The sequence below is a fragment of the Yersinia thracica genome (assembly GCF_902170565.1).
GTDB lineage: Bacteria > Pseudomonadota > Gammaproteobacteria > Enterobacterales > Enterobacteriaceae > Yersinia > Yersinia thracica.
The window spans coordinates 77,458-92,624 of the sequence record NZ_CABHXX010000030.1; the positions used below are offsets into that span (position 1 = coordinate 77,458).

Below are 15,167 nucleotides of genomic sequence, written 5' to 3' on the forward strand. Positions count from 1 at the left end.
AATATCAATGGATATCTTGCCCGCGATCACACAGGATATTAACGGAACGGCGGCTCGTTAAAGGTGCGCAACTTACGCGAATGCAGTTGATCACCTTCCGCCCGCAGTAAATCTATGGCCCGAATACCAATCTGCAAATGTTCGGAAATAGCGCCCTCATAAAAATGATTCGCTTGCCCCGGCAGTTTGATTTCGCCATGCAAAGGTTTGTCCGAGACACAGAGTAATGTGCCGTAAGGCACCCTGAACCGATAACCTTGCGCCGCGATCGTGGCACTTTCCATATCAACCGCGACCGCCCGACTGAGATTAAAACGCAAGGCAGAGGCAGAAAAACGCAGTTCCCAGTTGCGATCGTCGGAAGTGACCACGGTCCCAGTACGCAGCCGTTGTTTGACTTCAACGCCCGGCATACCACTCACCGCTTTGGTGGCGTCATATAATGCCCGCTGAACTTCAGCAATGCTGGGGATCGGAATATCCGGTGGCAACACTGCATCCAGCACATGGTCGTCGCGCAAATAAGCATGGGCCAGGACATAATCGCCAATCGCCTGACTTTCACGTAAACCACCACAATGCCCAATCATCAGCCACGCGTGTGGCCGCATCACCGCCAGATGGTCGCAAATGGTTTTGGCGTTGGATGGGCCAACGCCAATATTCACCAAGGTGATGCCATGCCCGCTTTCAGCGATTAAATGATAGGCAGGCATTTGATATTTTTTCCACGCCAGATCGGAGGTTGTCTTCTCCGGGTCCGCGTTTTCGGCGGTTATGTAGCTCCCGCCAGCGCAGGATAACGCTTTATAGGGGCTGGCGGGATCAAGAATTTGCTCACAAGCCCAGCTGACAAATTCATCAACATAGCGGCTGTAATTGGTAAACAGAATATAGGGCTGAATATGTTCTGCCGGTGTGCCGGTATAGTGTTTGAGCCGCGCCAGTGAAAAATCGGTGCGCAGCGCATCAAAATGCGATAGCGGGAAATCAGCGCCAGCAATATCAATACCATCAGTGATGGCATCGCCGATTTTAGCCAGATCGGTGGTTGGAAAGTGCTGAGCCAGCCCTGCCGTCATCGAGCGGTCGAGAATAAGGTCGGAGCCATCAATAACAAAGGGATAAGGCATCTCTTGTTGTGACGGTGTCACTTCGAATACTGCACCATACTCAGCTTCCAGCAATGTGAGTTGCTCAGTCAGGTACTCCCTGAATAACGCAGGCCGAGTGACGGTGGTGCTGTATTGGCCGGTGCGTGAGAAGCGCCCGTAAGCTCGGGTGCGTTGATGGTCACGGAAGCGGCCATCCCAACTGACACTCAGTTGCGGATACGAAAAGAAGCCCTTCGCCCGGTCACCCACATCAGGCAAAGCGCCATCACGAATATATGCGCTGATAGCATCACGCAATGCGCTCAGCGCCGCCTCGTATAACGTCTCCAGTCTCTCTATCGCCTCAGTGGCCGAGAGATGAGTTGTAGCTTGTGATTGATTCAAGGTATCTCCTTTCAATACGCGTAAAGGCGGTGTTTAGCTTACTCAATAAAGTTGGGCAGCAATAGAAATATGAGGATTAATAGAGTGACTGTATCAATTCTACCCGGCAATTTCTGTCATGTATGACAAACAGCTTTGATGTATCCCTTCTTTTTGTCCTCCACGCTTTTCTTATAAACAACGCCCTATTTTGCCACTTATTCCTGCGTTTGATTCCCCCTCATCCACCTTAAAATAGTGACTGTCGCAGATAACACTTTATTTTCTGCTTTGAAAAGGTCTCTTTTGCGTGGCGAAATCATTTTTACGCAGTGGTAGTTTGGACGATATTCTGGCGTTGGGCGAAAACGGACAACCAGTTTATGCTTCTGCGTTTCAGATTAGAGAGGCATTACGCCTTAAAAAACAGCAAGCTATTGCTGATTGCCTGGCGATTCCTCAGCTCAATGAGCGTGGGGATCGCATTGATTGGTATGCCCCTATTGAGGGTAAAGTCACCTCATGGGTTGCGGCCAGTACCACTGAGCGAAAATCCGCCATAAAGCAATTGTCAGCCTGTCTGTCTAGCGCCAATGATTTATGCCAGCGCGCACAACAATCAGATAAAGCCGCCCACCGATTATTAGGGGTGTTGTTGGCGAAAACCATGCAATTCCCTGATCAGAATCATGTTTATCTGGTGGCGGGCAAGCCGGTGTTGACCTTTTGGGGCTTTGTCAGCCGGGATCAGAAAACACGGACGGACCCACTTGATTGCTTACGGCAAACCGCTGAAGCCATTGAGCCAACGATTATCCCCCTAAGTGCTGCGCCCTCTGCGCCGATAACGTCACCGGTTGCCGCTGCCGAATTACCACCGCCGACCGATATTGCTCCCGTGATACAACCGGCCCCAGCCATAGAACCCACTCCGCTATCCACACCAGAGAAAAAACTGACCCGCTGGTTGCGGTTCAGTTGGCTATTGCCAGTGCTGGCCTTAATCATTGCCTTAATTGTGCAATTTAGTGGCGGTATGCCAGAGAGCGTTTCGCCAGCGGTGGCTGAGGATAAAATTGTGGCCGATGTAACGGCTGAGGAGAAGAGCGCACCAGAGGTCAGTGCCCCGGCCATCAAGATTATCCAGCCCGCCCTTGAGCCGCAACTTCCGCTGGATAATGCCACCATTTTTCCCCCGCAACCGGTGGTAGCAGAACCTGTTGCAGTGCCAGAGTTAACTGCGGCACAGAGCAAAAGCGCATTGATACTCCCCTTCGAGGCGGTCAAAGTGGGGTCAACGGCATTTCTTAATGGCAATTGGCGCGTCAGCCCCGATATTAAAGCGGCCCAAACCGGTAAAGCGCCCAGCTTGAGATATCAGATTAAAAATGGCAAAGGCACGGTAAGAATTACCCACGGTGACAATGTCACCTGCCAGGCTAATATTACCGCCGGGTTAATGAAATCGGGCAATTTGGTGATCAACAGCCGTTATAAGGCGCAGTGTAGTGATGGTTCAAAATATCAAATCCCTGAGATCGTCTGTAAGCAAGGCATTACCGGCATTGCCGATTGCAAAGGCCGTTATGATGCCAATACCACACTTCCAATGACGATGAAGCGCGAGACTAAATAATATTATGCTGGCAACGATCACTGACTATAAACAGAAAATTTCGCTGATTCAGAATAGTGGTATCCAGTTTTTGGACTTCGCCTTAAAACCTGAATGTAATAGCGAACTGCCGAATAAATTTGTGCGTAAAAGTGCCAATGGCCCGCTACTGCGCCTGAATTATCATGAGCATAATGGCAAGTATTCGCTGATGGTGCCGGGGGCGGCCCCTGAGATTGTTAAACCTGAATTTAGTTTCCCGCTAGAACAATCATTGAAGCTGCTGAATAAAATTTGGCTCCCCCTGCCTTTCCTGCGTTTTAATCCGCCGCGCACTTTCGTCAGTGGGCCGGATAATTGGGCCAGAGTGCAAATTTTAGTGTTGGATAGCCCGGATCAGGATGGCAATACATTACGGATCACGCTGGCCTTTGATACCAAAGTTTATCCTGAAGGCCATGCCAACGAATATTTGGCCCCCAACGAAAACGATATTAAAACAGGATTGAGTTTTGCGCTGGCTTACCATAATGAAGAATTAGCCGAATTCCTTGATTTGACCTGGGTTGATGGTTGGTTGCGGGAAGTCTTTATTCAGCAAGCCTCTGAACAGGAAGAACGCACCGCTCGCCATATTAGTGCATCATTACGCGAGTTTGAATATCAAGCCCACTACCTTAACTTATTAGAATTACTGGGTAGCCAGGTCGGTGTACCCGAAATTAAAATCAATACCAGTACCCTGCAAGAACCCGCCGTGAGCGTCGACCTTATTCTTGATGTCGGTAATTCACATACCTGCGGTATTTTAGTGGAAGAAAGTAGCGATGAAAGTCATGGTTTGAAACAAACCTATGAATTACAAATCCGCGATTTGAGTGAGCCTCACCATCTGTATAACGAATTGTTTGAAAGCCGAGTTGAATTTTCACCAGCAAAATTCGGCAAGCAGAACTTTTCAGTGGAAAGTGGCCGTGATGACGCTTTTATTTGGCCGTCAATTACCCGTGTTGGCAGCGAAGCCAGCCGCATGGCGCTACACCGCTTGGGCACCGAGGGTTCTACTGGTATTTCCAGCCCACGCCGCTACCTGTGGGATGAAGAAACCTATACCCCAGGTTGGCGATTTAATGAAACGCCCATTATACAACCATCATCTACACAACCACCATCGACACAACCCTCCGAGCCGCTGGCGACCGCACTGCCGCTGATTAACTTGGTTAATGATGACGGCCAGCCCCTGTATAGCATGCCGATGGATGATCGGCTGCCGGTATTCTCGCCACATTATAGCCGCAGTTCATTGATGACTTTTATGTTATCTGAATTGCTAACACAGGCGTTGATGCACATGAATAGCGCCGCCCAACGTTTGAAAATGACCCATGCCAATGCCCCACGGCAGTTACGGGCCATTATTCTGACGTTGCCGTCAGCCATGCCCAAACCTGAGCGAGAAATTTTCCGCCGTCGGATGAATGAAGCTATTGCTCTGGTCTGGAAATCAATGGGTTGGCATCCGGCAGATGATAACTTTGTCTCCGAACAAGACCGCGCCAAAAGCCAAGTCCCGGTACCGACTGTCCAGATGGAGTGGGATGAAGCCACCTGTGGCCAGATGGTTTATCTGTATAACGAAACCCAGGTTAACTTCGGTGGCCGGACTGCGGCCTTTTTTGCCAGTATGGCGCGGCCAGACAAGCAACTTGAAGCCGGAGAAACGGCGGGAAAAACCTTACGCATCGCCTCAATTGATATTGGTGGCGGCACCACTGATCTGGCCATCACACAATACTGGTTAGACGATGGCATCGGTAATAATGTTAAAATCAGCCCCCGCCTGCTGTTCCGTGAAGGTTTTAAAGTCGCTGGTGACGATATTTTGCTGGATGTTATTCAGCTGTATATTTTACCGGCACTTCAAGCGCGGCTTAAGAAAGCAGCGGTTATCAATACTGATGCCCTGATGGATAAATTGTTCGGCAATGATGGCCGGATGGATGGGCAATCGGCACTGCGCCAACAAGCTACGTTACAAATATTTATGCCAGTCGGGCGAGCAATTCTTGAAGCTTATGAAAGCTTTGACCCACTGGAGACTAATGCAGAAATTGACGCCAGCTTTGGTGAGTTATTATCCCAGTACCCGACATCGAAAGTATTGGAATACATTAACAGTGAAGTTCAGCGTGAATTGCCCGCCGATGCCGGGGAATTTGATATCTTGCACGTCCCGCTGGTATTAAAATTAAGTAAATTGCACGGCGAGTTTTTGTCTAACCGGATGAGTATTACGCAAAACCTGCGTTCGCTGTCCGAAGTGGTGTCGCTCTATAGTTGTGACGTGCTGCTATTGACTGGTCGCCCTTCGCGCTTCCCCGGTATTCAGGCTTTATTCCGCCATCTACAACCGCTGCCCAATAATCGTATTCTTTCGCTGGATGGATACCATACCAGCGATTGGTATCCGTTTAACAAACAGGGCCGAATCGATAACCCGAAATCCACTGCCGCGGTGGGTGCGATGCTGTGTTTGCTGGCACTCGATTTACGGCTGGCGGGTTTTTACTTTAAAGCCGGCGATTTCCAACCTTATTCGACCATCCGCTACCTTGGTATGCTGGGCAGTAACGATACCCTGACGGATGAAAATGTTTACTATCGTGATATCGATCTAGATAGTGCTGATTTTGCCTTGCCATCCGACACTTATTTTCAGGTGAGAGGCACATTATGCCTTGGATTCCGCCAGCTTGATAATGACCGTTGGCCGCCATCCCCCCTCTATATTTTGTCAATTGTGGATCAAGAATTGGCTCGCAAAATCGCCGGTGATAGCGTGCTGCATGTCAGATTGAAACTCACTAAAGGTGATAAGCCACTTACTGATAAAAATGGTGGCCCGGAACGTTTTGAGATAGCTGACGCCGTACTGCAAGATGGCAGCCGTGTCCCGTTGCATCATCTGCGTCTCAAGCTAAACACACTCGCCAGCAATGGCTCAGCATCAACCCATTATTGGATTGATAGTGGGAGCGTATTTAAAAAATGAAATCATTAACCAACCAGCAGCTCAAGAGCCAGCTTAAGCAGGTGACTCAAGGCATTGATCAGGCGATTGATTGGATTAACAATACGCGCCAACATGCCATTCGTCTGGACATAGAAGCTGATCAGTTGGCGGTTAAACTGCGCCGCCACCGTAACAAAGCACACCATCTGTCTGAAATGGCGCTAGCCCCTATGAGCATTGGCTTTTTCGGGCAATCTACTGCCGGGAAGCAGCACCTAATTTCTGCATTGATTGCGGGTGAAAATGGCCAATTGGAAACGACTCTCGCGGGGAAGACACTCAACTTTTGGCAACAAATTAAACCCGGATATCAGTCTAGTGGATTGGTGACTCGCTTTAGCCATCAAGCCGTTATTAGCCATTCAGTTGTCCATGATTCAGTCAATAATCATGAAAACTATCCAGTGCACCTTTCACTACTCAATGAAATGGATCTTGCCAAAATAGTGGCAAGTGCGTTTCTGCGAGATAAACAGCAAGAAATGCGCATGTATTCACTGGATGAACAACATATTAGCGATCATCTACAACAATTGGTGATGCGTAGGCAACCGTTAGCCATCGCAGGTATTACCCGTGATGAAGTCATTAGTCTTTGGGATTATTTGATTCGCCATGACGCATTACGCCAGAAGACATTAGACACGCATTTTTGGCCCATCGCGATTGAATTAGCACCTTATTTAAGTATTGATGATCGGGCTATTTTATTCTCATTGCTGTGGGCCGAATCACCACCGCTGACTGATGCTTATCGCCATTTTGCCTATACCTTGCAGCACGTGGGTGGCGCGTCGCAATTATTGGCCCCACTCAGTGTATTAGTGGACGATACATTGTTACCTGCCAACGGCATCATGAATGTTGCCGCACTCAACTACCTGAACACCCCGGCGGACACTCAGATTCAAGTTTTGCCACTGAAAGACGCTGTTGTAGAGAATGCTGTTGCAAAGAGTATTATTGCAAAAGACGCCGTGACAGTGTCACTCGCGGAGCTAACTCTGTTGTCAGTTGAGCTACAGATCCCGCTACGCAGGTCTGCGGCCAGCCATTCACTTAATTCAGATAAGGTGTTTGAATCCGTCGACTTATTGGAGTTCCCCGATTATAGCGACGTATTCGATGTCCAAACTCATGTTGAGCACACACTCTATCCGCTAGCGGCTTCGCTATCACAGGCTAAGAATACCTACCTGCTTGAGCGCTACACGGATAAACAACAAATAAACCTGTTATTGGTCTGTACTGCTGCAAACAACCGTCCCGAAGTAAAAGTTGTGGGTAAGGCGCTGGACTATTGGGTTAAACAGTCTCAGGGCGAAAATAAAAGCGTTCGTTCGCGCAGGAATCCGGGACTTATCTGGGCGCTGACGCCTTTTGATCAACGCGTTTCCTCGGCTGGCGCGAAAAACCATGACGAAGCTGTGCAACGCTATGTCGGAAACCCCGGTGATAGCTGGGGCACGATGCTGGCATTGGATACCCGCGGTATTGAGCGCATGGTGACTTATCTGGCACAAGAAATTCGTCGTGATATTAAGGCCGAGCGTATTACCGAGCAACTCCATGAACTCCAGCGAGAGCTGACAGAGAATTTGTTGGTCGGTTGGGCCCAACCTGCAACCAGCGAATTACAACAAAAGCAGCGTATCGCCGAAACATTGCTTAAAGCACTACAAACCCGGACTGGCTTACACGGCGAGTTACTGGAGCGGTTATTGCCTTCGCGTGATGAGTTGCGCGCCCTCTATCTGCGACAACAAAATCGTGCTGTTGAGCTGATCACCCCAGTCGTCAGTCGTCACGAGCCGTTCAGTATTGGCATTGATATCGATTTATTCAGCGACCCACCTTTAGCGCCTGAACTGCCGACGTCAGCAGCAACGCAATCAAGTGGCGATTATGAAACAGAATATGCCAAAAATGTACAACGTTACTGGATCAATCACCTGAGGCAGTTGCCAGATAATGCCCCCCTCATTGAGTTATTGGGCATCGCCAAACCGACTATTGAACTGCTGGCTACAGAGCTAATAACGACCAGTATCCGATTAAATATCACCGGACAATTAGTCAAAATACTGGCTGATAATGAACAGGTTGGCTTACATCGTGATACTAAGGCGGATCGCCAAGTGTCTCGAGCCCTTACCCTATTAGGTGATTTCGTCGCCTGGCTTGGTTTTTTACAAATCAATGAATCCCTACGACCAGATAGCCGTATTAATAGAGGCTATAAGATTTTCGCTCAATCTCCTCAATCATCATCACCATTGGGTCCATCACAAAGGCTGACTAAATTGGCCCTGACACCGACTAATAATACCGCGTTTTATATTTATGATTGGTTGGTCGGTTTAGGTGAAATGATTATTCACAATGAGGGTTACTCTGCCAGCAGTGAAATCAGTGATCAGCATCGTGAGCAGTTGGCGGCTATCTTAATATTGGTCAAACAAAACCAGCATTAATTAATCCCATAGCGAGTAAAAATCATCACTATAATAACTCCCTCCCGTATTCAGCAGGAGGGGGCATCGTCATTAATGCGTTAAATACTCACTATCAAGACGCCGGAAAATATTTTTCCACTAAAGCATATAAAATAGCGGCTGTTTCAATATCAATATTGCCTTGGTCATTATCGGGTCTAAAGTGCAATTGAAATGCGCGTATCAGATGCTGATATCCATCATCATTGCTGGCAATAGAAACATCGTAGCCATAAGTACTAAAATGACTCAGTAAGTCAGCTTTAGCCGGTAACCCGTGCTGGGTAAATTGCTGAGTGAATTTTTCCTTAGTATCCGGATCATACCAGGCACCAATGCCATCGTTATATAGCTCTTGCCAAGGAAACTTTGGCCCTGGGTCACTTTTGCGAGTGGGAGCAATATCAGAGTGGGCAACAACATTTACCGGAGAAATATCTGGGTAACGTTGTAAAATATTCGCCGCCAATTGTTTTACTGCTGCAATTTGGTTTTCCGGATAAGGCGGGAAGTTAAAAATGCCGCCATGTTCAGTGGCTAAATTGACAATTTCAATCCCAATAGAAGTGTCATTGAGATTAGTGCGCCCTGCCCAACTACTGACCCCGGCATGCCAGGCTCGCGCATTTTCATCTACCAGGTTAAATATCCGCATGTCATTAAACCCAGCTTTCTTATAACTTTCATCGTTAAGGTCAGGTACCAAATAGTGAACACTGACGTTATTACCCGTTAGGGATTTCATGGAGTTTTCAAAATTCTCAGCGGTGTAGTGCAAAACCAAGAATCGCACACGGGAATTAAATGATTTGATAGCGCGAAAATTATTATAGTCAATCATATACATATTAAACTCCTTGTAATTTGAATTTCAGTCAATATATATTAATTAATACTATTTCCTCTTTTTATACATATAAAATTAATGTCAACTTTATAGTGCTCTGAGGACAACTATCCCTGGCTTATTTTTAACGTATTGAATAAAAGGTGAATCAACAACTTTCATATTACTTTTAAGTGAAGATGCATTACGCAGCATTGGCCCATCAGGGGTCATGATAAAAATACCCGTGTGCGTCACATCCAATCCATTGATTTTTGTATAAATACCAATATAATCACCGGTTTTTAACTGACTAACAACAGATTCATTAATAAACTCAGCAGGAATATAAACAACATCGCGCTTAACCGTACTCAATGTCGGAATAAACTCCCCGCCATCCTTTTTTTGATTCAAATATTTAACCACGGTAACAGCATGTGAACTTATTTTTGCAGTAATATCTTGTGCGTTTAATGGTTGCTGATGAGACCAATCAGTGAAGAAATGCTTTCGATTTTTATAGCTGATATCACTATCAATATAGCGAGTGGCAATAAGCTGCTGAACAAAATCTGCTGTATTCTTAGACTTACGTAACGAGTTAACATAATCGAGGTAAGTAAAACAATCCAGCCCTCTGAAATCAATCACTAACTCTTCAGGTTTTGTCGGTGAGCCAATAAGCATATTCGCCTTATAAGGTGTTCCCAGAAAATTAGCAGAGACTTTATTAATAATCTCTCCGGGTTGGCGGCTATCGGTTGTTTTTACTTGTGTTTCTATAATAGCAGTTATGCGATTAGCCGTGTAATTATCAATATCAACTTTTTCTTGAGGGTTATTTTTCGCGCCACAACCCGCTAAAACGACAATTACAGCCAAAGATAATGATTTATACATAAGTCCCTTTTGCGTCTTATCCAGTTATTCCATACAAGCTAAGAATTGCCACCTTACTGTTTGAAATTTAAACAAGGCATCAACAAGACGCCATTCAATGGAATGGATTAATCATGACAAGCCAGTAACCAGACTTTTTTTGACAATTCTCCCGCCACGATAATTGTCAGAAAAGTGCGGATAATTCTTTTTTTTCAATGAATTAACTAATTCTTATTTTAGCCTCATATCGAGTCACTTTGTGATCAATCTTGGATTTTGGCATTCTTTTCATCCATTATCTTTGGGCATGTTGGGTATGCACGCCGCGCGCTCAACCAATCTCATCATGCAACAAGCTGATTTATTGATTGTGTTAGGTGCGCGATTTGATGATCGTGCTATCGGCAAAGCTGAACAGTTCTGCCCAGATGCCAGTATCATTCATATTGATATTGACCCCGCTGAACTGGGCAAAATTCGCCGCCCACATCTGGCGATGAATGCCGATATCAAGCAGGTATTGACCCACTTGCTGCCCTTAGTTGACAGGCAAACGCGCGATGAATGGCGCGGCATGGTCAGTGATATACAGCGCGAATTTCCGTTCAATCAGCCCAATAGCGGTAACCCATTGTGCCACTATGGTTTGATTCGTGTGGCCGCCGTTGCGTTGGATGACGACACTATCATTACCACTGATGTTGGCCAGCATCAGATGTGGGTGGCGCAAGCATACCCTCTGCATCGCCCTCAGCAGTGGTTGACCTCCAGTGGGCTGGGCACCATGGGGTTTGGGCTGCCCGCTGCAATTGGCGCCGCGCTGGCCAAGCCGCAAGCAAAAGTGGTGTGTTTTTCGGGTGATGGTAGCCTGATGATGAATATTCAAGAAATGGCGACAGCAGCAGAGCAACAGCTGAACGTTAAGATTATTTTGATGAACAACCAGTCATTAGGTTTAGTCCATCAACAGCAAGAACTGTTCTTCGGCAAACGAATTTTTGCTGCGGATTACCCTTATCGCACTAATTTTATTCATATTGCTGAAGGGTTTGGCTTCTCGACCTGTGACCTCAATACGGCCAGCGATCCTTATGCTGCTTTACATGAGGCTTTAAACCGCCCTGGCCCGGTACTGATTCACGCACTGATTGATGTGGATGAAAAAGTGTACCCAATGGTGCCCCCGGGCGCGGCAAATATCGATATGATTGGAGGTGAATAATATGACAGCTCAGCCAATAGCCCCGCAGCAAGTCATTTCTGCGCGCGTCACGCTACGACTCACCGTGCGCAACCATCCTGGAGTCATGTCCCATATTTGTGGGTTATTTGCCCGCCGCGCATTTAACGTCGATGGAATATTATGTATGCCGCTGGCCGGTGGAGAAGAGAGCCGCATCTGGTTGCAGGTCTTAGATGATCAGCGCTTACAACAAATGATAAGCCAACTAGAAAAACTCGAAGATGTGCTTCAGGTTTGCCGCTTTGATTCTGAAATGCCGATTTTTGATCAGGTTGAAGACTTAGTCGCCAATCAACGGTGACATAAAAGGGGCTGTTATCGAGACTATATCGTCAACAGCCCTTATTTCATGAAATATAACTCAATTACGCCAGCAGTAATTTTTGTAACTCGGCCAGTGAACTGACTTGATAACGCGGCGCAATATTTTCATCCGCCACAGCGCCATGAATATTAAGCCAGCAAGTATCAATACCTGCATTGATACCACCTTGAATATCCGAATGGAGGTTATCTCCCACCATCAAAATATCTTCTTTCGCCGGGTTATTCATTAAATTGAAAGCATGCTCAAATATCGCAACATCGGGCTTAGCCGCCCCCACTTGCTCCGAAATAATCAGCGGAGAAAAGACATTTTTTAACCCGGTGCGCTCCAATCGGATGGTCTGCAATTCGGTGAAACCATTCGTAATGATGCCCATATTGACTTTGCCACTCAAAGCATCGACTAACTCGCGCGCACCAGGTAACAATGCACAGATATCCGCCATGGCAATTAAAAACTCACTGTTCAGGCGATTCGCTGTTACGCCCAGCTTCTCGGCCCACATTTCAAAACGAGTACTTTGTAATTCGGCCGCTGATATTTTTCCGTCTTGATAATCAACCCAAAGCGGTTTATTAACCAACTGATAATGGTCGAAATCTTGTGCAGAGAAATCTACATTAAAGCGGGAAAACATGAGCTTTAACCCTTGATAAGCATCAAAGTGAAATAGAGTTTCATCTGCATCGAACAGTATCCATTGGTATTTCATCACGATTATCTCTCTGACATTTGGCATTATTAGGCGCGCTATGGTAGCGAGTATTGTGGCCCAGCTCAAGTTACGCCCTCCATCCCTAACGCATCCTTTTTCTTTCAAATAACTTTTTCTTTCAAATAAGGAGTGCCGCGGATATATCACGGTTGATCGTGATAGTGGCATCACCGGTGATTAATGGAGCATCAAACGCGGCTAATATTTTCCGGTTAATTTCAATCAAAGCGTCATCAAGTTTAATTTCCATATCCGCAGTGATATCCACTAATTTCTCACGATCCCAACAATCACGTGAAATCAGTAACTTCAAGAATGTCACAATGCTATCAGGTAAATGAGCCGTGATGGCTGCCAGAGATTGCGGATTAATCTCTGGCGTAGTCGCTGCCACGACAGTGGCCGTGACAAATAAATTCTCCAATAATTTGGCTAATTCTTGGCTTTCTTTTTTCAGCAGGTTCACAGGGTCGATATCTGTCACCACTTCAACAGCCGCCGATGGTAAACTCAATGTCATTGGGGTTGCACGGCTATCCAAATCGGCATAAACCCATTTACTGTCCAGAGCGAAACGTTTATATACCCGTTCAAGGAACTTCACTTCTTGAGGTGTAATTGTCCCTTCAACTTGCAGTAGATGTGCGAGGAAACGCGCAATAACACGACGATTCTCCAACGAGAGTGGCTCCAGATTATTTTTCAGTGCCAACAATGTATTATTTTTTCGTATACCCGGTTGCAGGTAGGCTTTTAAGCGCATACGTTGGCCGGGACTAAGAAAGCCCCATGCATCAATGTGCCGGGTCAATATTATGGATTCAGGTTCGCCGATACGCCCATCAAACATCACCGCAGCACAAGCCAATTCGACGGTAAGCATAGTGACACGATAGGCATCAAAGGTAGCCGATTCTGCAACCAGCGATTCAATAGGAAACAATGCAACAGTGTCTTGCAATACCGGCGTGCGGTTATCCGCTCTGACATCAGGTTCGATACCCACTTGCAAAGAAGCTAGTGCATAGGTTAATGCCATTACATGGCTGCGCGACAAGCGCTCTAGTGGTTTGGTGCCACAAGCGGTACTGAGCTGAAGAAACAATTCACCCAAAGTGACCATTAGCAAACCATAACCCACTCGGGTTTTGATATTCTCTAATTCGGTTTTTAATGCCACCGACCATAATGCCACCGGCATTAATAACTGCCCTTCCAATGACATTTTTTTCTTCGGGTTGATGCTGGCAAAACGATTGTAAATATCAAGTTCCTGCTGACATACCTCAAATATTGCTCGTAGTTTATCGCGATGAGTTTTGCACACAGCAACATTGGGTAGATCAGTAATTTGCTGAAAGAATTCTTGCCCCATTAAGCCCGCAGATGCTGGACGATAGAATATTTGTAATTTTGTTTTATTAACGGGTAATAAAAATCCATCGCCATACTGTTCTTGATAACGCTGACGGAATAATGTGGCAAAAACATCGGCACAATGTGCCATTGATATATTTTGGTTAATAGCGGGGTCGGCCTCCCCCCACGCGAGCGCCCACTCAACCGGCAAGGGTTTCTGGTCAAGAGCTAATTGCCCCAATCCAACTAATAATGTCAGCGGCAGTTCGGTTGAAGCTTCGCGGGTTGCCGGGGGGGCAGAAAGATAGAGTTTCTCATCTATATTTACCCTGGTGATATAAACTAATAAGTTTTGCGCATAATGATTGAATGCGTTATTTTTCCCGTATATTTTTAGCAAACGATTAATTTCAGATTCAAGAATAGGCAGTTCTTTTTTTGCTATCGGATCTATAGCTGCATCAATGAGTATTCTATGTTCTAGTCCATAAAAAAATAAGAAAACATAGCTAATATCTGCGCTGGGTGATTTGCGGCCCTCTGATAACCATTGTAAATATCCTTTCCGCGCCTCTGGTGAGCAGGTTGAATAATCAGGTGTACTATCAATCAGAGGCAATGAAATATCTATTTCTTCTGACGCAACATCCATTGATGGATTAATAAAGGCGGGTTCCGCGCCAGTACGGTTACTTTTGTATTTATTACCAATGTAAACCATACCGTCAGGTAAATTTATTCCCGCAACCACGGCCAGTTCACCAGGACGCAGCCAGGATGCACGGGCGAGAGAACCCCGTGATATATCGGGTTGTTTTACTTTAGGTTCAGCGGCAGGCTTCTTATTCACCTCATCGGGTGCAGTAGTTTGTTCTGGTTCCAACTGTGACGGGGCTATTTGATAATTGCCCAGATCCGGTATCACCGCAATCTCTGGCCGATTATGCTGAACCGGTTGGCCCCTATGCACCTTAGTCTTGCGGATATTTTGCCAGACAAAATACATGCATAAGATAGCCGCACTCAGTGCAATCCACGCCTCTCTCGGGATACCGGTGATCAGCCCTAAAACGACTATCAGCAGGATAACCCAGCCGGTACCGGTAGACTTTCTTTTCGCCACGATGATTTATATGCCCCTATCCTA

The 15,167-nt window shown here is 46.4% G+C and carries 9 protein-coding genes and 1 pseudogene; 5 read left to right on the forward strand and 5 right to left on the reverse strand.

Going from position 1 to position 15,167, the window contains the following annotated elements:
- Positions 1-38: 38 nt before the first annotated feature.
- Positions 39-1,499, reverse strand: a complete 1,461-nt coding sequence (locus FTA91_RS03870) for an AMP nucleosidase (RefSeq protein ID WP_050114625.1) — start codon at positions 1,497-1,499, stop codon at positions 39-41.
- Between the two features lie 289 nt (positions 1,500-1,788).
- Between FTA91_RS03870 and FTA91_RS03875 the strand changes: the two genes are divergently transcribed.
- From FTA91_RS03875 to FTA91_RS03885, 3 genes are read left to right on the forward strand one after another with little or no spacing between them, the layout of a single operon-like run.
- Entirely contained in the window at positions 1,789-3,114 is a 1,326-nt protein-coding gene (locus tag FTA91_RS03875; RefSeq protein ID WP_050114627.1) for an SrfA family protein, read from the forward strand.
- Positions 3,115-3,118: 4 nt separating this feature from the next.
- The gene (locus FTA91_RS03880) at positions 3,119-6,148 is read left to right on the forward strand and encodes a virulence factor SrfB (RefSeq protein ID WP_145582973.1); all 3,030 of its coding nucleotides are present in this window, start codon (positions 3,119-3,121) and stop codon (positions 6,146-6,148) included.
- On the forward strand, positions 6,145-8,643 hold the full coding sequence (locus FTA91_RS03885) for a putative virulence factor (protein WP_145582975.1): 2,499 nt from the start codon (positions 6,145-6,147) through the stop codon (positions 8,641-8,643). Before FTA91_RS03880 ends, FTA91_RS03885 begins: the two co-directional genes overlap by 4 nt.
- A 94-nt stretch (positions 8,644-8,737) precedes the next feature.
- Here FTA91_RS03885 and FTA91_RS03890 read toward each other — a convergent pair whose 3' ends face one another.
- Both FTA91_RS03890 and FTA91_RS03895 read right to left on the reverse strand, forming a co-directional pair.
- Positions 8,738-9,511, reverse strand: a complete 774-nt coding sequence (locus FTA91_RS03890; RefSeq protein WP_050114632.1) for an N-acetylmuramoyl-L-alanine amidase — start codon at positions 9,509-9,511, stop codon at positions 8,738-8,740.
- 87 nt (positions 9,512-9,598) lie between these two features.
- Positions 9,599-10,393 (reverse strand): DUF1460 domain-containing protein, encoded by a 795-nt coding sequence (locus tag FTA91_RS03895; RefSeq protein WP_050114635.1) that lies wholly within the window; start codon positions 10,391-10,393, stop codon positions 9,599-9,601.
- A gap of 271 nt (positions 10,394-10,664) precedes the next feature.
- On the opposite strand from FTA91_RS03895, the pseudogene FTA91_RS03900 reads away from it, so the two are divergent.
- Positions 10,665-11,597 (forward strand): annotated as a pseudogene (locus FTA91_RS03900) (thiamine pyrophosphate-dependent enzyme); the annotation flags it as partial.
- Between the two features lies 1 nt (position 11,598).
- Positions 11,599-11,919, forward strand: a complete 321-nt coding sequence (gene ilvN / locus FTA91_RS03905; RefSeq protein ID WP_145582976.1) for an acetolactate synthase small subunit — start codon at positions 11,599-11,601, stop codon at positions 11,917-11,919.
- A 64-nt stretch (positions 11,920-11,983) separates the two neighbouring features.
- Here the strand turns inward: ilvN and yjjG are convergent, their stop codons facing one another.
- Both yjjG and FTA91_RS03915 read right to left on the reverse strand, forming a co-directional pair.
- The gene (gene yjjG, locus FTA91_RS03910) at positions 11,984-12,658 is read right to left on the reverse strand and encodes a pyrimidine 5'-nucleotidase (protein WP_050114641.1); all 675 of its coding nucleotides are present in this window, start codon (positions 12,656-12,658) and stop codon (positions 11,984-11,986) included.
- A gap of 121 nt (positions 12,659-12,779) precedes the next feature.
- Positions 12,780-15,143, reverse strand: a complete 2,364-nt coding sequence (locus FTA91_RS03915; protein WP_050114643.1) for a tellurite resistance TerB family protein — start codon at positions 15,141-15,143, stop codon at positions 12,780-12,782.
- Positions 15,144-15,167: the final 24 nt, after the last annotated feature.